This is a genomic window from Bacillus sp. FSL M7-1345 (assembly GCF_038006985.1).
Classification (GTDB): Bacteria; Bacillota; Bacilli; order Bacillales; family Bacillaceae_G; genus Bacillus_A; species Bacillus_A cereus_U.
On the sequence record NZ_JBBOWG010000001.1, the window covers coordinates 127,268 to 145,493 of the forward strand.

An 18,226-nucleotide genomic window follows, 5' to 3' on the forward strand; every position below is an offset into this window, starting at 1 on the left:
TTCACAATAGGAAGGAGGAATTCCAATGCCAAAAGTTACTGTATATAACCAAACTGGTTCACAGGTTGGTGAAATCGAATTAGCTGAAGCTATTTTCGGTATCGAACCAAATGAAGCTGTACTATTTGAAGCTGTAATGATGCAACGTGCATCTTTACGTCAAGGTACACACAAAGTAAAAACTCGCTCTGAAGTTCGCGGTGGTGGTCGTAAACCATGGCGTCAAAAAGGAACTGGACGTGCTCGTCAAGGTTCTATCCGCTCTCCTCAATGGCGTGGTGGTGGTACGGTATTCGGACCTACACCAAGAAGCTATGCGTACAAACTTCCTAAGAAAGTTCGTCGTTTAGCAATCAAATCTGCATTAGCTACTAAAGTAGTTGAGAACAACATTGTAGTTCTTGAAGACCTAGTGTTAAATGCACCAAAAACAAAAGACATGGTAGCAGTACTTAAAGGATTAACTGTTGAGAAGAAAGCTCTTATCGTAACTGCTGATGCAAACGAATCTGTAGAGTTATCTGCTCGCAATATCCCAGGAGTAACAGTAATCACTGCTGATGGCGTAAACGTGCTAGATGTGCTTCATCATGATAAGCTAATCATGACAAAAGCGGCAGTGGAAAAAGTAGAGGAGGTGCTTGCATAATGAGAGATCCTCGTGATATCATTAAGCGCCCAGTTATCACTGAACGTTCTATGGAAATGATGGCTGAAAAAAAATACACGTTCGACGTGGACGTTAAATCTAATAAAACAGAAGTTAAAGACGCGATAGAAGCGATCTTTGGTGTTAATGTAGACAAAGTAAATATCATGAACTACAAGCCGAAAGCAAAACGCGTTGGTCGTCACGCTGGTTTTACTAGCCGTCGTCGTAAAGCAATCGTTAAGCTAACTGCTGACAGCAAAGAAATCGAAATCTTCCAAGGCGTTTAATTCTTACTAAAGAAGGAGGGAAATTGAGATGGGAATTAAAAAGTATAATCCAACTACTAACGGTCGTCGTAATATGACTACGAATGATTTCGCTGAAATCACGACCGACAGACCGGAAAAGTCTTTACTTGCTCCTTTAAGCAAAAAGGCTGGTCGTAATAACCAAGGTAAAATTACTGTACGTCATCAAGGTGGCGGACATAAGCGTCAATACCGTATCATCGACTTTAAGCGTAACAAAGATGGAATTCCAGGACGCGTTGCTACGATCGAATATGATCCAAACCGCTCTGCGAATATCGCATTAATTAATTACGTTGACGGTGAAAAACGTTACATTCTTGCTCCTAAAACTTTAGAAGTAGGTATGGAAGTTGTGTCTGGCCCTGAAGCTGACATTAAAATCGGTAACGCATTACCATTAATCAACATTCCAGTAGGTACTGTTGTTCATAACATCGAGCTTAAGCCTGGTCGTGGCGGACAATTAGTTCGTTCTGCTGGTACATCTGCTCAAGTACTTGGTAAAGAAGGAAAATACGTACTTGTACGTTTAACTTCTGGTGAAGTACGTTTAGTATTATCTGCTTGTCGCGCTTCAATCGGTCAAGTTGGTAACGAACAACACGAACTTATCAAAATCGGTAAAGCAGGTCGCTCTCGCTGGTTAGGTAAGCGTCCAACAGTTCGTGGTTCTGTAATGAACCCGGTTGATCACCCACACGGTGGTGGTGAAGGTCGCTCTCCAATCGGACGTAAGTCTCCAATGTCTCCATGGGGTAAACCAACTCTTGGATTCAAGACTCGTAAGAAAAACAAAGCGTCTGATAAATTTATCGTTCGTCGTCGTAAAAAATAATGGGATTGTAGTACGGTTCGCTTCAAGAACCGTACGCCAATCACGAAGGGAGGCACCAAAATGGCTCGTAGCTTAAAAAAAGGACCATTTGTCGATGATCACTTAATGAACAAAATGGAAAAATTAGTTGCATCTGAGCAAAAACAAGTTGTTAAAACTTGGTCTCGCCGTTCAACAATCTTCCCTCAGTTCATCGGACATACAATTGCTGTATATGATGGTCGTAAACACGTACCTGTGTACATCACTGAGGATATGGTTGGCCATAAGTTAGGTGAATTCGCACCAACTCGTACGTATAAAGGTCACCTTGCTGACGATAAGAAAACTAGAAGATAATGAGAGGAGGCACTTCAATGCAAGCTAAAGCAGTAGTGAGAACAGTTCGTATTGCTCCTCGTAAGGTTCGTTTAGTAGTAGACTTAATCCGAGGTAAGCAAGTGGGTGAAGCGATTGCTATCCTTAACCACACACCAAAAACTGCTTCTCCAGTTGTAGAAAAAGTTTTAAAATCTGCAATCGCAAATGCAGAGCACAATTATGAGATGGATATTAACAACCTAGTTGTTGAAAAAGTCTTCGTTGACGAAGGTCCAACGTTGAAACGTTTCCGTCCACGTGCAATGGGTCGTGCAAGCCAAATTAACAAACGCACAAGCCACATCACAGTTGTGGTATCAGAAAAGAAGGAGGGATAATCGATGGGTCAGAAGGTTAATCCAATTGGTCTTCGTGTCGGTATTATCCGCGACTGGGAATCTCGTTGGTTCGCTGAGAAAGATTATGCTACGTTATTACATGAAGACATCAAAATCCGTGAGTACATTACTGTACGCTTAAAAGATTCTGCTGTTGCTAAAGTAGAAATCGAACGTGCAGCAAATCGTGTAAATGTTACAATTCACACTGCGAAACCTGGTATGGTAATTGGTAAAGGTGGTACTGAAGTTGAAGCGCTTCGTAAAGCTCTTAACCAATTAACAGGCAAGCGTGTACACATCAACATTTTAGAAGTTAAGAGAGCTGATCTTAACGCTAAATTAGTAGGCGAAAACATCGCTCGTCAATTAGAAAACCGTGTATCATTCCGTCGTGCACAAAAGCAAGTTATTCAACGTGCTATGCGTGCAGGAGCAAAAGGTATTAAAACACAGGTTTCTGGTCGTCTTGGCGGAGCTGATATCGCTCGTGCAGAATCTTACAGTGAAGGAACTGTTCCACTTCATACACTTCGCGCTGATATTGACTATGCAGCAGTTGAAGCTGATACAACATACGGTAAATTAGGCGTAAAAGTATGGATCTACCGTGGAGAAGTCCTTCCTACAAAAAAGAAAGCTTCTGAGGAAGGAGGAAAATAATATGTTAATGCCTAAACGCGTAAAATATCGTAGAGAGCATCGTGGTAAAATGCGTGGTCGTGCAAAAGGTGGAACTGAAATCGCTTTTGGTGAATTCGGTTTACAAGCACTAGCTGCTTCATGGATTACAAACCGTCAAATCGAAGCTGCTCGTCGTGCAATGACTCGTCACATGAAACGTGGCGGTAAAGTATGGATTAAAATTTTCCCTTCTAAACCTTACACTGCAAAACCTCTAGAAGTACGTATGGGTTCCGGTAAAGGAGCACCAGAAGGCTGGGTAGCAGTAGTAAAACCTGGGAAAATTATGTTTGAAATTGCGGGTGTATCTGAAGAGGTAGCACGCGAAGCATTACGTCTTGCAGCTCACAAATTACCAGTGAAATGTAAATTCGTAAAACGTGAAGTAAATGGTGGTGAATCTAATGAAAACTAATGATATTCGTGAATTAACCACTGCCGAAATCGAAACAAAAGTTAAAGCTTTAAAGGAAGAGTTGTTTAATCTTCGCTTCCAACTTGCTACAGGACAATTAGAGAATCCAACTCGCATCCGTGAAGTACGTAAAGCGATTGCTCGTATGAAAACTGTAGTTTGTGAAAGAGAGATCGGAATTAATCGATAAATTGAGGGGAGGTTTGCATAGTGAGCGAACGTAACCAACGCAAAGTTTATACTGGTCGTGTTGTTTCTGACAAAATGGACAAAACGATTACAGTTTTAGTTGAAACTTACAAAACTCATTCCTTGTACGGAAAACGTGTTAAGTATTCTAAAAAGTATAAAGCCCATGATGAGCAAAACCAAGCGAAACTTGGCGATATCGTTAAAATCATGGAAACTCGCCCGCTTTCTGCTACTAAGCGTTTCCGTTTAGTTGAAATCGTTGAAGAAGCGGTTGTTATCTAAATAGACGAATCGGAATTTTTAGTCCGAAGGGAGGTTTCATAACATGATCCAACAAGAATCTCGTTTGAAAGTTGCTGACAACTCTGGTGCCCGCGAACTTTTAACAATTAAAGTATTAGGCGGCTCTGGTCGTAAATATGCTTATATTGGTGATATTATCGTTGCTACGGTAAAACAAGCAACACCAGGTGGCGTTGTTAAAAAAGGTGACGTTGTTAAGGCAGTAGTGGTACGTACGAAGAGCGGAGCTCGTCGTCCGGACGGTTCTTACATTAAATTTGATGAAAACGCAGCGGTTATCATCAAAGACGATAAGAGCCCACGTGGTACTCGTATCTTCGGACCAGTAGCTCGTGAATTACGTGATAGCAACTTCATGAAGATCGTTTCTTTAGCTCCAGAAGTTCTATAATTTAAGGTATTGCCTTGCTAAGGAGGTGCAGAATTAAGATGCATGTAAAAAAAGGTGATAAAGTTCAGGTAATCACTGGTAAAGACAAAGGAAAACAAGGTGTTATCCTTGTGGCTTTCCCAAAGCAAAACCGTGTTATCGTTGAGGGTGTTAACATCGTTAAAAAACACTCTAAGCCATCTCAATTAAATCCACAAGGTGGAATTATTACGAAAGAAGCACCTATTCACGTTTCTAATGTTATGGTATTAGATCCGAAAACAGGCGAACCTACTCGCGTAGGCTTCAAAGTAGAAGATGGTAAAAAAGTGCGTATTGCAAAAAAATCTGGTGAATTATTAGATAAATAATTTTCTTAAGAAAGGAGGTCACTTCATTGAATCGCCTTAAAGAGAAGTTCCAAAAGGAAATTACTCCTGCTCTAATGAGCAAGTTTAACTATAAATCTGTGATGGAAGTACCGAAAATCGAAAAGATCGTAATCAACACTGGTGTTGGTGACGCGGTATCTAACTCAAAAGCTTTAGACAATGCAGTAGAAGAATTAACTCAAATCGCAGGTCAAAAACCTGTTGTAACTCGCGCTAAAAAATCAATCGCTGGTTTCCGTCTTCGTGAAGGTATGCCAATCGGTGCGAAAGTAACTTTACGCGGTCAGCAAATGTATGAGTTCTTCGACAAATTAGTATCAGTTTCTTTACCACGTGTACGTGATTTCCGTGGTGTTTCTAAGAAATCATTTGATGGTCGTGGGAACTACACATTAGGTGTTAAAGAGCAACTAATTTTTCCTGAGATTGATTATGATAAAGTAAGTAAAGTCCGAGGTATGGACATCGTAATCGTTACTACAGCGAAAACTGATGAAGAAGCTCGTGAACTTTTAACACAATTCGGTATGCCATTCCAAAAATAATGGAAGCCAACGCTAAGTAGAGGAGGCGAAAACGTGGCTAAAAAATCTATGATCGCGAAACAAAAGCGTACTCCTAAGTTTAAAGTACAAGAGTATACACGTTGCGAACGCTGCGGTCGTCCGCATTCTGTATACCGCAAATTTAAGCTTTGCCGTATTTGTTTCCGTGAACTTGCATATAAAGGTCAAATTCCTGGTGTTAAAAAAGCTAGTTGGTAAAACCCACAAATGGGAAGGAGGTAAAACACATGGTGATGACAGATCCAATTGCAGACATGCTTACTCGCATCCGTAATGCGAACATGGTACGTCATGAGAAATTAGAGGTTCCTGCTTCTAAAATCAAAAAAGAGATCGCTGATCTTTTAAAACGTGAAGGTTTCATTCGTGATGTAGAATACATCGGGGATAACAAACAAGGTATCCTTCGTATTTTCCTGAAATATGGTGCAAACAATGAACGTGTAATCACTGGATTAAAACGTATCAGTAAACCTGGCTTACGCGTTTACGCAAAAGCTGATGAAGTACCTCGTGTACTTAACGGATTAGGTATCGCTCTTGTTTCTACATCTAAGGGAGTAATGACGGACAAAGACGCTCGTCAATTACAAACTGGTGGAGAAGTAGTAGCATACGTTTGGTAATATATATTTAAAACGAACGGAGGTGTGACCACATGTCTCGTATTGGTAAAAAGATTCTTGAAATCCCTGCAGGTGTTACTATTACAGTTGCAGAAGACAATACTGTAACAGTAAAAGGCCCTAAAGGTGAATTAACTCGTACTTTCAAAACTGATATGTCTATCAAAATTGAAGAAAATACACTAACAGTTGAGCGTCCATCTGAACAGAAGGAACACCGTGCATTACACGGTACAACTCGTGCTTTAATCGGAAACATGGTTGAAGGTGTAACTACAGGTTTTGCACGCGGACTTGAATTAGTCGGTGTTGGTTACCGTGCTCAAAAACAAGGTGATAAACTTGTTTTAAGCGTAGGTTATTCTCATCCAGTAGAAATGACTCCAGAAGCAGGACTTGAAGTTGAAGTACCTGTACCAACTAAAATCGTAATTAAAGGTATCGACAAGCAACGTGTTGGCGAATTTGCTGCTAACATCCGTGCTGTACGTGCTCCTGAACCATATAAAGGTAAAGGTATTCGTTACGAAGGCGAAGTTGTTCGTCGTAAAGAAGGTAAAACTGCTAAGTAAACCCGTTAGGTGAAAGAAAGGAGTGACAAGAATGATCACTAAAGCTGCTAAAAATGCGACTCGTAAGAAAAGACATGCACGTGTACGTGCTAAACTTACTGGTACTGCAGAACGTCCACGTTTAAACGTGTACCGTTCTAACCAACATATTTACGCTCAAGTTATTGATGATGTAAATGGTGTAACATTAGTAAGTGCATCTACTCTTGATAAAGACCTTGCTCTTAACGGTACTAGCAATACTGAAGCTGCTACGAAAGTTGGAGAATCAGTTGCTAAGCGTGCTGTAGAGAAAGGCGTTAAAGAAGTAGTATTTGATCGCGGTGGTTACTTATACCATGGCCGTGTTAAAGCTCTAGCTGAAGCTGCTCGTGAGGCTGGATTACAATTTTAATGGTCAAAGGAGGGAAAATTGATGCAACGCATTGACCCAAGTAAATTAGAACTTGAAGAACGTGTAGTTACGATAAATCGTGTCGCGAAAGTTGTTAAGGGTGGTCGTCGTTTCCGCTTTGCTGCACTAGTTGTAGTTGGCGATAAAAACGGTCATGTTGGATTCGGTACTGGTAAAGCACAAGAGGTACCAGACGCAATCCGTAAAGCTATCGAAGACGCTAAGAAAAACCTAATCGCAGTACCATTAGTTGGTACAACAATTCCACACACAATCAACGGTCATTTTGGAGCTGGTGAAGTATTCTTAAAACCTGCTGCTGAGGGTACTGGTGTTATTGCTGGTGGACCTGTTCGTGCGGTACTAGAATTAGCTGGTGTACAAGATATTCTTTCGAAATCTCTTGGTACTAACACACCAATCAACATGATTCGCGCTACTGTGAACGGATTAAGCGAACTTAAGCGCGCTGAAGATGTTGCAAAATTACGCGGTAAATCTGTAGAAGAGCTACTAGGTTAAGGAGGGAAAACAAATGGCGAAAAAGTTAGAAATTACCCTCACTCGTAGTGTAATTGGTCGTCCACAAGATCAACGTGCGACGGTAGAAGCTTTAGGTCTTAAAAAGTTGAATTCAACTGTAGTTAAGGAAGAAACTCCTGCTATTCTTGGTATGATCAACAAAGTTTCTCACCTTATAACTGTAAAAGAAGCTTAAGGATAACTCATTAATATAAGGAGGTGCCTGGGAATGAAACTTCATGAATTAAAACCTGCAGAAGGTTCTCGTAAAGTACGTAACCGTGTCGGTCGTGGTATCGGTTCTGGTAACGGTAAAACTGCTGGTAGAGGTCATAAAGGACAAAACGCACGTTCTGGCGGCGGTGTTCGTCTTGGCTTCGAAGGTGGTCAAACTCCACTATTCCGTCGTTTACCAAAACGCGGCTTCACAAACATTAACCGTAAAGAGTTTACTATTGTAAACTTATCAACGTTAAATCGTTTTGAAGATGGTACAGAAGTAACACCTGAATTATTGCTGGAAACTGGCGTTATCAGCAAATTAAACGACGGTGTTAAAATTCTTGCAAGCGGAGCAGTAGAGAAAAAATTAACTGTTAAAGCGCACAAGTTCTCTTCAAGTGCTAAAGAAGCAATTGAAGCAGCTGGCGGATCAGTTGAGGTGATCTAATGTTTCGTACAATCTCCAACTTTATGCGCGTTGCTGAGATAAGACGTAAAATATTATTCACTTTAGCGATGTTAGTCGTATTCAGAATTGGCACGTTTATCCCAGTGCCATTTACAAATGGAGACGTACTGAAAGCACAAGATCAATTAAATGCCTTAGGTATCCTAAATACATTTGGCGGTGGCGCCTTGAAGAACTTCTCCATCTTCGCGATGGGAATCATGCCGTATATTACAGCATCCATCATCGTGCAATTATTGCAGATGGATGTTGTTCCTAAATTTTCGGAATGGTCGAAGCAAGGCGAAATGGGCCGTCGTAAACTAACGCAATTCACGCGTTACTTTACAATTGTTCTTGCGTTTATTCAGGGGTTTGGTATGTCAATCGGTTTTAACGGTATGGTAGGTGGGCAATTAATTTTGAATCCAGGTTGGAGCACTTATTTATACATTGCTACGGTACTGACTGCTGGTACTGCATTTTTAATGTGGTTAGGTGAACAGATTACATCTAAAGGTGTAGGTAATGGTATTTCCATTCTTATCTTTGGTGGTATTGCCGCAGCGATCCCAAGTGTTATATCTCAAGTGTATCAACAACAGTTTCAAAATATCGGAGATCAATTGTTCATGAGTATCGTTAAAGTTGCATTGATTTTACTAGCTGTGCTAGCAGTTATTGTTGGTGTTATTTTCATTCAACAGGCTGTTAGAAAGATCCCAATTCAATACGCGAAGCGTGTAACAGGAGGGAATGGGAATCATGCTGGAGCACAAAACACTCATTTACCACTTAAGGTAAATAGTGCGGGTGTTATTCCAGTCATTTTTGCTGTTTCATTCTTAATTACGCCTCCAACTATTGCACAGTTCTTCCCGAAACATGATGTATCGCAGTGGATTATTGCAAACTTTAACTATTCTCACCCAGTGGGAATGATCATATATGTTGCGCTCATTGTGGCCTTCACATACTTCTATGCATTTGTTCAGGTTAATCCAGAGCAAATGTCAGAGAATCTAAACAAGCAAGGTGGATATGTTCCAGGTATTCGTCCGGGTAAGAATACAGAACAATATCTAACAAAAATCTTGTATCGTTTGACCTTTGTGGGATCAATTTTCCTAGCAGCGATTGCAATCTTACCAGTTATCTTTACGAAATTGGGAAATCTTCCTCCATCTGCACAGATTGGCGGAACGAGTATGTTAATCGTTGTCGGCGTTGCTTTAGAAACAATGAAGCAGCTAGAAAGCCAATTAGTAAAACGCCATTACAAAGGGTTTATCAAGCAGTGAGTAAGTGGGAAGAATTATCTTCCCTACATGCTCATGTACTGAGGGGGAACAAGGATGAACTTAATTTTAATGGGGCTTCCTGGTGCTGGTAAAGGTACACAAGCCGAACAGATTGTTGCCAAGTATAACATCCCTCACATCTCAACGGGAGATATGTTCCGTGCAGCTATGAAGGCTGAAACTGAACTTGGTTTACAAGCAAAATCTTTTATTGATAAAGGTGCGCTTGTTCCAGATGAAGTTACAATCGGAATTGTTCGTGAACGTTTAAGTCAAGAAGACTGTATTAAAGGATTCTTATTAGATGGTTTCCCACGAACTGTTGCACAAGCATCAGCTCTTGAAGAGATTATGAAAGATCTTGGCAAAAAAATCGATTATGTTTTAAACATTAATGTGGATTCAGGGTTGTTATTAACACGCCTTACAGGTCGTCGCATTTGTAAAGAGTGCGGTGCGACTTACCACTTAGAATTCAATCCGCCAGCAAAAGCTGATGTGTGCGATAAATGTGGTGGCGAATTATATCAACGCTCTGATGACAACGAGGAAACTGTAGCAAATCGTTTAGATGTAAATATTAAGCAAACAAAACCTTTGCTTGATTTCTACGGGGAGCTTGGTTACTTAGAAAGCATTAATGGTGAGCAAGATATCAATAAAGTATTTGCTGATATCGATGTTCTCATCGGGTGCTTAGCGTAATGATCATCTGCAAAACTCCTCGCGAGATAGAAATCATGCGAGAGGCTGGCAGGATCGTTGCTTTAACTCATCAAGAGTTGAAACAACATATTACTCCAGGAATTACAACGAAAGAGCTCAATCAAATAGCGGAAAAGACGATTCGAAAATATGGTGCTACGCCATCTTTTAAAGGATATAACGGATTTCCGGGGAGCATATGTGCTTCTGTAAATGAAGAGCTTGTACACGGGATTCCAGGGAAGCGTAAGCTCGAAGAGGGCGATATCATCAGTATCGATATTGGTGCGAAATACAATGGGTACCATGGAGATTCTGCATGGACATATCCAGTTGGAAACATTTCTGAATCTGTTCAAAAGTTACTTGATGTCACAGAAAAATCGTTGTATCTTGGTCTAGAACAAGTAAAACCAGGCGAAAGATTATCAAATATCTCACATGCGGTTCAAACCCATGCTGAAGAGAATGGATTCTCGATCGTTAGGGAGTATGTTGGTCACGGAATCGGGCAAGACTTACATGAGGACCCTCAAATCCCGCACTATGGTCCACCAAATAGAGGCCCTAGATTAAAGCCGGGAATGGTCATCTGTGTTGAGCCGATGGTGAATCAAGGAAGACGATATGTAAAAACACTATCTGATGACTGGACAGTGGTAACGGTAGATGGTAAATGGTGTGCCCACTTTGAGCACACGATTGCTCTTACAGAAGCAGGATACGAAATCCTTACCACTTTATAAGTAGCTGGCTCTCCGGGATTTCAGAGCAGTGTAAAATGTTACTGATTTGAAGAAGGGAGAACTATTGAATGGCTAAAGATGATGTAATTGAAGTCGAAGGTACCGTTCTTGAAACGTTGCCAAATGCTATGTTCAAAGTAGAATTAGAGAATGGGCATGTCGTATTGGCTCACGTTTCTGGTAAAATCCGTATGAACTTCATTCGTATTTTACCAGGAGACAAAGTTACGGTAGAATTATCTCCGTACGATTTAAATCGTGGTCGTATTACGTACCGTTTTAAATAATATAGCACTCCGTAATCTTTAAGGAGGTTCGAGACATGAAAGTAAGACCGTCAGTTAAACCAATCTGCGAAAAATGTAAAGTTATTCGTAGACGTGGAAAAGTAATGGTTATTTGTGAAAACCCTAAACATAAACAAAAACAAGGTTAATCAGAAGGAGGTGCATTCATAATGGCACGTATCGCAGGTGTAGATATTCCTCGTGACAAGCGCGTTGTTATTTCTTTAACTTACGTATTCGGCATTGGTCGCCCAACTGCTGAAAAAATTCTTACAGAAGCTGGTATTTCTTCGGAAGCACGAGTTCGTGATTTATCGGAAGATGAATTAGGACGTATCCGTGATATCATCGATCGTATTAAAGTTGAGGGAGACCTTCGTCGTGAAGTATCTCTTAACATTAAACGTCTAATGGAGATCGGTTCTTACCGTGGTCTTCGTCACCGTCGTGGTTTACCAGTTCGTGGTCAAAACTCTAAAAACAATGCTCGTACACGTAAAGGTCCACGTCGTACAGTAGCAAATAAAAAGAAATAATAAGTAAAGGAGGTTGAACTAACAATGGCACGTAAAACAAACACTCGTAAAAAACGTGTGAAAAAGAATATTGAAGCTGGTATAGCTCATATTCGTTCTACTTTCAACAACACAATCGTAACACTTACAGATACTCACGGTAACGCACTTTCTTGGTCTAGTGCTGGTGCACTTGGTTTCCGTGGATCTCGTAAATCTACTCCATTCGCTGCGCAAATGGCTGCTGAAGCTGCTTCTAAAGTTGCAATGGAGCATGGTTTAAAAACTTTAGAGGTTACTGTTAAAGGTCCTGGTGCTGGTCGTGAAGCTGCAATTCGTGCTCTTCAAGCGGCAGGTCTAGAAGTAACAGCAATTAGAGATGTTACTCCAGTTCCTCATAATGGATGTCGTCCACCAAAACGTCGTCGTGTGTAATTTTTCTGTATAGAATTTTCCCTTTTGTCTATAATGGATATGATGCATTATCGAGAAATTTCGTACAGAAACATCGCTTGTTGTGCACAATCGGGAACTGCCTAAGGGGGACTTTCGGTTAAACAGAGGTTCTTCCTTTGTTTAACCGGGGTTTCGACGTTTTGAAGGAGGGTTTAGTTAATGATTGAAATCGAAAAACCGAAAATCGAAACGGTTGAACTTAACGAAGATGCTAAGTATGGCAAATTCGTGATTGAACCGCTTGAGCGTGGATATGGTACTACTTTGGGTAACTCCTTACGTCGTATTCTTTTATCCTCACTCCCTGGTGCCGCTGTAACTGCTATCCAAATCGATGGCGTTTTACACGAATTTTCAACAGTAGAGGGCGTAGTAGAGGATGTTACTACGATGATCTTAAACTTGAAAAAGTTAGCTCTTAAAATCTACTCTGAAGAAGAGAAGACGTTGGAAATCGATGTACAGGGCGAAGGTATTGTCACAGCTGCTGATATTACTCACGATAGTGATGTTGAAATCTTAAATCCAGATTTACACATTGCAACGTTAGCAAAAAATGCGCATTTCCGCATGCGTTTAACTGCAAAGCGTGGCCGTGGGTATACGCCAGCTGTTGCAAATAAAAGCGAAGATCAACCAATAGGAGTAATTCCTATTGATTCTATTTATACTCCAGTATCACGTGTGACTTACCAAGTGGAAAAGACACGTGTCGGACAAGTGGCTAATTATGATAAGCTTACGCTTGATGTATGGACGGATGGAAGCATCGGGCCAAAAGAAGCTATCTCTTTAGGTGCCAAAATCTTAACTGAGCATTTAAATATCTTTGTTGGTTTAACTGACGAAGCACAAAATGCTGAGATTATGGTCGAGAAGGAAGAAGATCAAAAAGAAAAAGTTCTTGAGATGACTATCGAAGAACTAGATCTTTCTGTTCGTTCTTATAATTGCCTAAAACGTGCAGGAATTAATACTGTACAAGAGCTTGCGAACAAAACAGAAGAAGATATGATGAAAGTTCGTAACTTAGGACGTAAATCCCTAGAAGAAGTTAAACATAAACTTGAGGAATTAGGTTTAGGTTTACGTAAAGACGACTGAGGATTTAAACCCATCAACAAAGGAGGGAACTACGAATGGCATACAGAAAATTAGGCCGTACAAGTGCGCAACGTAAAGCTATGTTACGTGATTTAGCTACTGATTTAATTATCAACGAGCGCATCCAAACGACAGAAACTCGTGCAAAAGAACTTCGTTCTGTAGTGGAAAAAATGATCACTTTAGGTAAACGCGGAGATCTTCATGCTCGTCGTCAAGCAGCAGCTTTCATCCGTAATGAGGTTGCTAACGCTGAGACTGGTCAAGATGCACTTCAAAAATTATTCGCTGATGTAGCTCCACGCTATGCTGAGCGCCAAGGCGGATACACTCGTATTGCAAAAATTGGTCCACGTCGCGGAGACGCAGCACCAATGGTAATTATCGAGTTAGTATAATGATGATTAAAAGGGCAGGACAGTTCTTTTCAAGTAACTGGTCATGGCCCTTTTTTTTTAAGTATAAAAAAATAGGCTAACTTGGCGGAAGAAAGGGTGCCTTGTATTGAAAAAAGAGAAACTTCGGACAGAAAATATATCATTTCAATATCCTGGGGCAGCCTCTTATGCATTAAAAGATGTTTCGTTTTCCTTATATGAAGGAGAATGGGTATCTGTTATTGGACAAAATGGTTCAGGGAAGTCTACACTTGCAAAATTATTGAATGGCTTATTTTTACCGGAATCAGGGACAATTACTTTAAATGATACAATGATTTTATCAGAGGAAACAGTATGGGATGTTCGAAAGCAAATTGGGATGGTATTTCAAAATCCAGATAATCAATTTGTTGGAACGACAGTACAAGATGACGTTGTATTCGGCCTAGAGAACATCGGAATGCCAAGGGAGCAGATGATAGAAAGACTAGAACAAGCTCTGCAACTTGTCCGTATGGAAGATTTTTTAAATGAAGAACCCCATTCGTTATCTGGTGGACAAAAGCAGCGAGTCGCAATAGCAGGTGTTCTAGCACTTCAGCCATCTATTTTAATACTAGATGAAGCAACTTCAATGTTAGACCCTCAGGGGAGACGTGAAGTAGTAGAAACGGTCAGACAACTTGTTAATCAAAAGGGTATTACGGTGTTATCGATTACGCACGATTTAGAAGAAGCGGCACAGTCAGACCGTATTATTATTTTGAACAAGGGAGAAATATTAGAGGAAGGTACTCCAGAGAAAATTTTCAAATCCTCTCATATGCTCCAAGAGATTGGATTAGATGTACCTTTTTCGGTGAAAATAGCAGAATTATTAAAAAGAAATGAAATTCACTTGCAAAATACGCATCTTACAATGGAAAGCTTGGTGAACGAACTTTGGAGATTACATTCCAAAAAGTAGAACATCGTTATCAATATAAAACTCCATTTGAAAGACGCGCACTTTATGATGTAGACGTGTCGTTTCCAAGTGGGGGCTATTATGCCATTATCGGTCATACTGGTTCAGGTAAGTCGACGATGATTCAACATTTAAATGGTTTATTGCAGCCGACAAATGGTACGGTTCAAATTGGTGAACATTTAATTTCAGCAGGGAAGAAAGAGAAGAAACTTAAGCCGCTACGAAAAAAAGTAGGGGTTGTCTTTCAGTTTCCAGAACATCAACTATTTGAAGAAACAGTTGAAAAGGACATTTGTTTTGGGCCTACTAATTTTGGTGTATCTGAAGAAGAGGCGAAACAAAAGGCGAAAGATGCAATCCAGCTTGTTGGATTGGACATAGAGTTATTAGCACGTTCTCCGTTTGAATTAAGCGGTGGGCAAATGAGGCGTGTTGCAATCGCAGGTGTACTTGCGATGGAACCCGAAGTGCTTGTATTAGATGAACCTACAGCAGGGCTTGATCCGAAAGGACAGCACGAGCTCATGGAGATGTTTTACAATTTGCATAAGGAGCAGGGGCTTACAGTCATTCTTGTTACCCATAATATGGAGGATGCCGCTAAGTATGCAGATCAAATAGTGGTCATGCATAAAGGAACGGTCTTTTTGCAAGGAAGAGCAGAGGAAGTATTTTCACATGCTGATGAATTAGAACAAATCGGTGTGGATCTTCCAATGTCTTTAAAGTATAAACGTGCAATTGAAGAGAAGTTTGGTATTTCAATTTCGAAGGCTACCTTATCTTTAGAGGATCTTACTCATGAAGTTGTGCAGGTGTTACGAAAAGGTGGTCATGAATCATGCAGCAGTTGATTATTGGGAGATACATTCCAGGTCAGTCACTCATTCATCAACTTGATCCTCGTACGAAGCTGTTGATTGTCTTTTTATATGTATTTGTTGTTTTCTTAGCAAATAATGCGATTTCATATGGATTTTTATTTTTATATGCACTCATTGCTTTATTTTTTGCAAAAGTGCCGATTCGTTATGTACTTTCGGGCTTAAAACCAATTTTATGGATTTTTCTTTTTACATTTTTCCTGCATATTTTTACAAATAAAGAAGGGGAAGTACTATTCCAGCTTGGTTGGTTTTCGATACATGAAAAAGGATTAGAGCAAGGGATCTACATTTCTATACGATTTTTCGTTATTATTTTAATGACGACATTATTAACGTTAACAACGACACCAATTGAGATTACAGATGGTTTAGAGACGTTATTAAAGCCGTTGAAGCGTATGAAAGTTCCTGTTCATGAAATCGCATTAATGATGTCAATTTCTCTTCGATTTATCCCCACATTAATGGATGAAACGAGTAAAATTATGAAAGCGCAGGCGTCACGTGGTATTGATTTTGCTGGAGGACCGATAAAAGATAGGATGAAAGCTATTATCTCACTACTCGTTCCACTATTTATCAGTGCTTTTAAGCGTGCAGAGGACTTAGCGATTGCGATGGAATCTCGTGGATATAAAAGTGGCGAAGGACGTACTAAATTTAGGCAACTACGCTGGAAAATAAGTGATACAGTAACAATTGTAAGCTTACTTTGTTTAGCTTGTATTTTGGCATGGGTGCGGTCGTAATGGAGAATAGAGAAATGGAAAGAATAAAATGTACAGTTGCATATGATGGCATTCATTTTTGTGGTTACCAAATTCAACCACAGCATCGTACTGTTCAACAAGAAATAGAGAAAGCATTGCAGAAGTTGCATAAAGGAGAACTTGTTCGTGTGCAGGCATCAGGCAGAACGGATTCTACCGTTCACGCCAAAGGACAAGTGATACACTTTGATACACCTTTGTCTCTTGAAGAGTGGCAATGGAGTAATGCTTTAAATACAATGTTGCCGGATGATATTATTATCAGGCAGGTAGAGAAGAAAACAGAAGAATTTCATGCACGTTACGGTGTCGAGAAAAAAGAATATCGCTATCGTGTATTATTATCAAAGACTGCAGATGTATTCCGTAGAAATTACGTATATCAATATCCATATCCGCTCGAAATAAACTCTATAAGAAAAGCGATTCCTTATTTTATTGGAACGCATGACTTTACTTCTTTTTGTTCGGCAAAAACTGACAAAAAAGATAAAGTGCGAACAATTTATGAAATCGAATTAATTGAGCAAGACGATGAATTAATTTTTCGCTTTGTAGGTAATGGATTTTTATATAATATGGTCAGAATTATTGTTGGTACGTTACTTAGCGTAGGCCAAGGAAAGCTTGATCCTGATAGTATTCCAGAGATTTTAGCGAAACAAAATCGCCAGTTTGCTGGAAAGATGGCTCCAGGTCATGGACTTTACTTATGGCAGGTAAACTATAACAACTAATCCTGGTGTAACATTTGCTTGACATTAGAAACTCAAAAGTATATCATAACATATGGTATTGTTTCTAAAACCACGATTAGCCCCGGAAGGAAATCGTGTTTAAGATAAACAATAGATTTTTTCTATGGAAAAGATAACGAGGAGGGAAACACATGCGTACGACTTTTATGGCAAAAGCTAACGAAGTTGAGCGTAAATGGTATGTGGTTGATGCTGAAGGTCAAACTTTAGGTCGCCTATCTACTGAAGTAGCATCCATTTTACGTGGTAAACACAAACCTACATTTACACCACACGTTGACACGGGTGATCATGTAATTATTATTAACGCTGAGAAAATTCATTTAACAGGTAATAAATTAAACGATAAAATTTACTACCGTCACACTAACCACCCAGGTGGACTTAAGCAAAGAACAGCTCTAGAAATGCGTACAAACTACCCTGTACAAATGTTAGAGCTTGCAATTAAAGGCATGCTTCCAAAAGGACGTTTAGGACGTCAAGTGTCTAAGAAATTAAACGTGTATGCTGGAGCAGAGCATCCACACCAAGCACAACAACCAGAAGTTTACGAACTTCGCGGATAATTAATTAAAGGAGGGCTTACTTTGGCACAGGTTCAATACTATGGCACTGGACGTCGTAAGAGTTCAGTAGCGCGCGTACGCCTAGTTCCAGGCGAAGGACGCGTTATTATTAACGGTCGTGATTTTGAAAACTATATCCCATTTGCTGCATTACGTGAAGTAGTGAAACAACCTCTAGTTGCAACAGAAACTTTAGGTAACTACAATGTACTTGTAAACGTAAATGGTGGTGGATACACTGGTCAAGCTGGTGCTATTCGTCACGGTATTTCTCGCGCTTTATTAAAAGCTGATCCAGAATACCGTCTAACATTAAAACGTGCAGGTCTATTAACTCGTGACGCACGTATGAAAGAGCGTAAAAAATACGGTCTTAAAGGCGCACGTCGTGCACCTCAGTTCTCAAAACGTTAATTTTTGTGAACTTCAAACCCCAACCATTTTGGTTGGGGTTTTTTTATGTTTAATTCTTCTTTTGTAATTTTTTTAGCTTGGAATATTTTAGTGCTACCGTCCTGCGTATGCTTCTTCTTTAGAAGCTTAGACTAATACGTATTAGGGAGGTTTATAAGTACT

The 18,226-nt window shown here is 40.0% G+C and carries 34 protein-coding genes; all 34 read left to right on the plus strand.

The genetic code is table 11. The annotated features are described in order from the left end of the window. The first annotated feature begins 25 nt into the window (after positions 1–25). The 34 genes from rplD to rpsI all read left to right on the plus strand — a co-directional run bounded on the left by rplD (position 26) and on the right by rpsI (position 18,064). The gene (rplD, locus tag MHB76_RS00675) at positions 26–649 is read left to right on the plus strand and encodes a 50S ribosomal protein L4 (protein ID WP_001127261.1); all 624 of its coding nucleotides are present in this window, start codon (positions 26–28) and stop codon (positions 647–649) included. Beyond that, positions 649–939, plus strand: coding sequence for a 50S ribosomal protein L23 (rplW, locus tag MHB76_RS00680; RefSeq protein ID WP_001205557.1), 291 nt, complete (start codon positions 649–651; stop codon positions 937–939). The genes rplD and rplW overlap by 1 nt, the downstream gene beginning before the upstream one ends. Before the next feature lie 28 nt (positions 940–967). Continuing rightward, positions 968–1,798, plus strand: a complete 831-nt coding sequence (gene rplB, locus MHB76_RS00685; RefSeq protein WP_002159604.1) for a 50S ribosomal protein L2 — start codon at positions 968–970, stop codon at positions 1,796–1,798. A gap of 60 nt (positions 1,799–1,858) precedes the next feature. After that, the gene (rpsS, locus tag MHB76_RS00690) at positions 1,859–2,137 is read left to right on the plus strand and encodes a 30S ribosomal protein S19 (RefSeq protein WP_000124452.1); all 279 of its coding nucleotides are present in this window, start codon (positions 1,859–1,861) and stop codon (positions 2,135–2,137) included. 17 nt (positions 2,138–2,154) lie between these two features. Beyond that, complete coding sequence (gene rplV / locus MHB76_RS00695; RefSeq protein ID WP_002009773.1) at positions 2,155–2,496, plus strand: 50S ribosomal protein L22; 342 nt, start codon at positions 2,155–2,157, stop codon at positions 2,494–2,496. A 3-nt stretch (positions 2,497–2,499) separates the two neighbouring features. Continuing rightward, positions 2,500–3,159, plus strand: coding sequence for a 30S ribosomal protein S3 (gene rpsC, locus MHB76_RS00700; protein ID WP_002009771.1), 660 nt, complete (start codon positions 2,500–2,502; stop codon positions 3,157–3,159). Between the two features lies 1 nt (position 3,160). Then, positions 3,161–3,595, plus strand: a complete 435-nt coding sequence (gene rplP / locus MHB76_RS00705) for a 50S ribosomal protein L16 (RefSeq protein ID WP_002159603.1) — start codon at positions 3,161–3,163, stop codon at positions 3,593–3,595. After that, positions 3,585–3,785 (plus strand): 50S ribosomal protein L29, encoded by a 201-nt coding sequence (gene rpmC / locus MHB76_RS00710; RefSeq protein WP_002091523.1) that lies wholly within the window; start codon positions 3,585–3,587, stop codon positions 3,783–3,785. Before rplP ends, rpmC begins: the two co-directional genes overlap by 11 nt. A 20-nt stretch (positions 3,786–3,805) precedes the next feature. Continuing rightward, positions 3,806–4,069: a 30S ribosomal protein S17 gene (rpsQ, locus tag MHB76_RS00715; RefSeq protein WP_002091526.1), complete on the plus strand. Its 264-nt coding sequence runs from the start codon at positions 3,806–3,808 to the stop codon at positions 4,067–4,069. Between the two features lie 43 nt (positions 4,070–4,112). After that, entirely contained in the window at positions 4,113–4,481 is a 369-nt protein-coding gene (gene rplN / locus MHB76_RS00720) for a 50S ribosomal protein L14 (protein ID WP_002063420.1), read from the plus strand. A gap of 38 nt (positions 4,482–4,519) precedes the next feature. Next, positions 4,520–4,831 carry a 50S ribosomal protein L24 gene (rplX, locus tag MHB76_RS00725; RefSeq protein WP_000558201.1) on the plus strand — a complete coding sequence of 104 codons (312 nt, stop codon included), beginning with the start codon at positions 4,520–4,522 and terminating at the stop codon, positions 4,829–4,831. A 26-nt stretch (positions 4,832–4,857) separates the two neighbouring features. After that, a complete protein-coding gene (gene rplE / locus MHB76_RS00730) occupies positions 4,858–5,397 on the plus strand; it encodes a 50S ribosomal protein L5 (RefSeq protein ID WP_002091528.1) in 540 nt (179 codons plus the stop codon). Positions 5,398–5,430: 33 nt separating this feature from the next. Continuing rightward, on the plus strand, positions 5,431–5,616 hold the full coding sequence (gene rpsN, locus MHB76_RS00735; protein WP_001085700.1) for a 30S ribosomal protein S14: 186 nt from the start codon (positions 5,431–5,433) through the stop codon (positions 5,614–5,616). A gap of 29 nt (positions 5,617–5,645) precedes the next feature. Beyond that, the gene (rpsH, locus tag MHB76_RS00740) at positions 5,646–6,044 is read left to right on the plus strand and encodes a 30S ribosomal protein S8 (RefSeq protein ID WP_002091529.1); all 399 of its coding nucleotides are present in this window, start codon (positions 5,646–5,648) and stop codon (positions 6,042–6,044) included. Between the two features lie 32 nt (positions 6,045–6,076). After that, a complete protein-coding gene (gene rplF / locus MHB76_RS00745; protein WP_002063425.1) occupies positions 6,077–6,616 on the plus strand; it encodes a 50S ribosomal protein L6 in 540 nt (179 codons plus the stop codon). A 31-nt stretch (positions 6,617–6,647) separates the two neighbouring features. Further along, the gene (gene rplR / locus MHB76_RS00750) at positions 6,648–7,010 is read left to right on the plus strand and encodes a 50S ribosomal protein L18 (RefSeq protein WP_002009761.1); all 363 of its coding nucleotides are present in this window, start codon (positions 6,648–6,650) and stop codon (positions 7,008–7,010) included. Positions 7,011–7,031: 21 nt separating this feature from the next. Further along, complete coding sequence (gene rpsE / locus MHB76_RS00755) at positions 7,032–7,532, plus strand: 30S ribosomal protein S5 (protein WP_002063426.1); 501 nt, start codon at positions 7,032–7,034, stop codon at positions 7,530–7,532. A gap of 13 nt (positions 7,533–7,545) precedes the next feature. Continuing rightward, complete coding sequence (gene rpmD / locus MHB76_RS00760) at positions 7,546–7,728, plus strand: 50S ribosomal protein L30 (RefSeq protein WP_001085231.1); 183 nt, start codon at positions 7,546–7,548, stop codon at positions 7,726–7,728. 33 nt (positions 7,729–7,761) lie between these two features. Next, a complete protein-coding gene (gene rplO, locus MHB76_RS00765; RefSeq protein ID WP_002009754.1) occupies positions 7,762–8,202 on the plus strand; it encodes a 50S ribosomal protein L15 in 441 nt (146 codons plus the stop codon). Next, positions 8,202–9,503 (plus strand): preprotein translocase subunit SecY, encoded by a 1,302-nt coding sequence (secY, locus tag MHB76_RS00770; RefSeq protein WP_002091534.1) that lies wholly within the window; start codon positions 8,202–8,204, stop codon positions 9,501–9,503. The genes rplO and secY overlap by 1 nt, the downstream gene beginning before the upstream one ends. Before the next feature lie 54 nt (positions 9,504–9,557). Continuing rightward, a complete protein-coding gene (locus MHB76_RS00775) occupies positions 9,558–10,208 on the plus strand; it encodes an adenylate kinase (RefSeq protein ID WP_002091536.1) in 651 nt (216 codons plus the stop codon). Beyond that, entirely contained in the window at positions 10,208–10,954 is a 747-nt protein-coding gene (gene map / locus MHB76_RS00780) for a type I methionyl aminopeptidase (protein ID WP_002091537.1), read from the plus strand. The genes MHB76_RS00775 and map overlap by 1 nt, the downstream gene beginning before the upstream one ends. Positions 10,955–11,022: 68 nt before the next feature. Continuing rightward, the gene (infA, locus tag MHB76_RS00785; RefSeq protein ID WP_001029884.1) at positions 11,023–11,241 is read left to right on the plus strand and encodes a translation initiation factor IF-1; all 219 of its coding nucleotides are present in this window, start codon (positions 11,023–11,025) and stop codon (positions 11,239–11,241) included. A 35-nt stretch (positions 11,242–11,276) separates the two neighbouring features. After that, positions 11,277–11,390, plus strand: coding sequence for a 50S ribosomal protein L36 (gene rpmJ / locus MHB76_RS00790; RefSeq protein ID WP_000868344.1), 114 nt, complete (start codon positions 11,277–11,279; stop codon positions 11,388–11,390). A 21-nt stretch (positions 11,391–11,411) separates the two neighbouring features. Then, the gene (gene rpsM, locus MHB76_RS00795) at positions 11,412–11,777 is read left to right on the plus strand and encodes a 30S ribosomal protein S13 (protein ID WP_002159602.1); all 366 of its coding nucleotides are present in this window, start codon (positions 11,412–11,414) and stop codon (positions 11,775–11,777) included. Between the two features lie 24 nt (positions 11,778–11,801). Beyond that, a complete protein-coding gene (rpsK, locus tag MHB76_RS00800) occupies positions 11,802–12,191 on the plus strand; it encodes a 30S ribosomal protein S11 (RefSeq protein ID WP_002009745.1) in 390 nt (129 codons plus the stop codon). Positions 12,192–12,371: 180 nt separating this feature from the next. After that, a complete protein-coding gene (locus tag MHB76_RS00805; protein WP_002091540.1) occupies positions 12,372–13,316 on the plus strand; it encodes a DNA-directed RNA polymerase subunit alpha in 945 nt (314 codons plus the stop codon). Between the two features lie 35 nt (positions 13,317–13,351). Further along, the gene (gene rplQ, locus MHB76_RS00810; RefSeq protein WP_000331490.1) at positions 13,352–13,714 is read left to right on the plus strand and encodes a 50S ribosomal protein L17; all 363 of its coding nucleotides are present in this window, start codon (positions 13,352–13,354) and stop codon (positions 13,712–13,714) included. Between the two features lie 106 nt (positions 13,715–13,820). Next, positions 13,821–14,663, plus strand: a complete 843-nt coding sequence (locus MHB76_RS00815) for an energy-coupling factor ABC transporter ATP-binding protein (protein ID WP_002091544.1) — start codon at positions 13,821–13,823, stop codon at positions 14,661–14,663. After that, entirely contained in the window at positions 14,639–15,520 is an 882-nt protein-coding gene (locus MHB76_RS00820) for an energy-coupling factor ABC transporter ATP-binding protein (RefSeq protein WP_002113327.1), read from the plus strand. Before MHB76_RS00815 ends, MHB76_RS00820 begins: the two co-directional genes overlap by 25 nt. Beyond that, on the plus strand, positions 15,508–16,302 hold the full coding sequence (locus tag MHB76_RS00825; RefSeq protein WP_002091546.1) for an energy-coupling factor transporter transmembrane component T family protein: 795 nt from the start codon (positions 15,508–15,510) through the stop codon (positions 16,300–16,302). Before MHB76_RS00820 ends, MHB76_RS00825 begins: the two co-directional genes overlap by 13 nt. 14 nt (positions 16,303–16,316) lie before the next feature. Then, entirely contained in the window at positions 16,317–17,060 is a 744-nt protein-coding gene (gene truA, locus MHB76_RS00830; RefSeq protein ID WP_002124694.1) for a tRNA pseudouridine(38-40) synthase TruA, read from the plus strand. A gap of 152 nt (positions 17,061–17,212) precedes the next feature. Then, on the plus strand, positions 17,213–17,650 hold the full coding sequence (gene rplM, locus MHB76_RS00835; RefSeq protein WP_002029337.1) for a 50S ribosomal protein L13: 438 nt from the start codon (positions 17,213–17,215) through the stop codon (positions 17,648–17,650). 21 nt (positions 17,651–17,671) lie between these two features. After that, positions 17,672–18,064, plus strand: a complete 393-nt coding sequence (gene rpsI, locus MHB76_RS00840) for a 30S ribosomal protein S9 (RefSeq protein WP_002009728.1) — start codon at positions 17,672–17,674, stop codon at positions 18,062–18,064. Positions 18,065–18,226 lie beyond the last annotated feature (162 nt).

Bases quoted from the DNA above. Each gene is read 5' to 3' on its own strand.
- rplO (WP_002009754.1), top strand. From the start codon at position 7,762: ATGAAACTTCATGAATTAAAACCTGCAGAAGGTTCTCGTAAAGTACGT.
- rpsS (WP_000124452.1), top strand. From the start codon at position 1,859: ATGGCTCGTAGCTTAAAAAAAGGACCATTTGTCGATGATCACTTAATG.
- MHB76_RS00805 (WP_002091540.1), top strand. From the start codon at position 12,372: ATGATTGAAATCGAAAAACCGAAAATCGAAACGGTTGAACTTAACGAA.
- secY (WP_002091534.1), top strand. From the start codon at position 8,202: ATGTTTCGTACAATCTCCAACTTTATGCGCGTTGCTGAGATAAGACGT.
- rplD (WP_001127261.1), top strand. From the start codon at position 26: ATGCCAAAAGTTACTGTATATAACCAAACTGGTTCACAGGTTGGTGAA.
- rpmC (WP_002091523.1), top strand. From the start codon at position 3,585: ATGAAAACTAATGATATTCGTGAATTAACCACTGCCGAAATCGAAACA.
- rplR (WP_002009761.1), top strand. From the start codon at position 6,648: ATGATCACTAAAGCTGCTAAAAATGCGACTCGTAAGAAAAGACATGCA.
- rpsE (WP_002063426.1), top strand. From the start codon at position 7,032: ATGCAACGCATTGACCCAAGTAAATTAGAACTTGAAGAACGTGTAGTT.
- rpsH (WP_002091529.1), top strand. From the start codon at position 5,646: ATGGTGATGACAGATCCAATTGCAGACATGCTTACTCGCATCCGTAAT.
- rplQ (WP_000331490.1), top strand. From the start codon at position 13,352: ATGGCATACAGAAAATTAGGCCGTACAAGTGCGCAACGTAAAGCTATG.
- rplB (WP_002159604.1), top strand. From the start codon at position 968: ATGGGAATTAAAAAGTATAATCCAACTACTAACGGTCGTCGTAATATG.
- rpsK (WP_002009745.1), top strand. From the start codon at position 11,802: ATGGCACGTAAAACAAACACTCGTAAAAAACGTGTGAAAAAGAATATT.
- rplV (WP_002009773.1), top strand. From the start codon at position 2,155: ATGCAAGCTAAAGCAGTAGTGAGAACAGTTCGTATTGCTCCTCGTAAG.
- infA (WP_001029884.1), top strand. From the start codon at position 11,023: ATGGCTAAAGATGATGTAATTGAAGTCGAAGGTACCGTTCTTGAAACG.
- rplW (WP_001205557.1), top strand. From the start codon at position 649: ATGAGAGATCCTCGTGATATCATTAAGCGCCCAGTTATCACTGAACGT.
- rpsM (WP_002159602.1), top strand. From the start codon at position 11,412: ATGGCACGTATCGCAGGTGTAGATATTCCTCGTGACAAGCGCGTTGTT.
- rplN (WP_002063420.1), top strand. From the start codon at position 4,113: ATGATCCAACAAGAATCTCGTTTGAAAGTTGCTGACAACTCTGGTGCC.
- rplM (WP_002029337.1), top strand. From the start codon at position 17,213: ATGCGTACGACTTTTATGGCAAAAGCTAACGAAGTTGAGCGTAAATGG.
- truA (WP_002124694.1), top strand. From the start codon at position 16,317: ATGGAAAGAATAAAATGTACAGTTGCATATGATGGCATTCATTTTTGT.
- rpmD (WP_001085231.1), top strand. From the start codon at position 7,546: ATGGCGAAAAAGTTAGAAATTACCCTCACTCGTAGTGTAATTGGTCGT.
- map (WP_002091537.1), top strand. From the start codon at position 10,208: ATGATCATCTGCAAAACTCCTCGCGAGATAGAAATCATGCGAGAGGCT.
- rplX (WP_000558201.1), top strand. From the start codon at position 4,520: ATGCATGTAAAAAAAGGTGATAAAGTTCAGGTAATCACTGGTAAAGAC.
- rpmJ (WP_000868344.1), top strand. From the start codon at position 11,277: ATGAAAGTAAGACCGTCAGTTAAACCAATCTGCGAAAAATGTAAAGTT.
- rpsC (WP_002009771.1), top strand. From the start codon at position 2,500: ATGGGTCAGAAGGTTAATCCAATTGGTCTTCGTGTCGGTATTATCCGC.
- rplF (WP_002063425.1), top strand. From the start codon at position 6,077: ATGTCTCGTATTGGTAAAAAGATTCTTGAAATCCCTGCAGGTGTTACT.
- rplP (WP_002159603.1), top strand. From the start codon at position 3,161: ATGTTAATGCCTAAACGCGTAAAATATCGTAGAGAGCATCGTGGTAAA.
- MHB76_RS00775 (WP_002091536.1), top strand. From the start codon at position 9,558: ATGAACTTAATTTTAATGGGGCTTCCTGGTGCTGGTAAAGGTACACAA.
- MHB76_RS00825 (WP_002091546.1), top strand. From the start codon at position 15,508: ATGCAGCAGTTGATTATTGGGAGATACATTCCAGGTCAGTCACTCATT.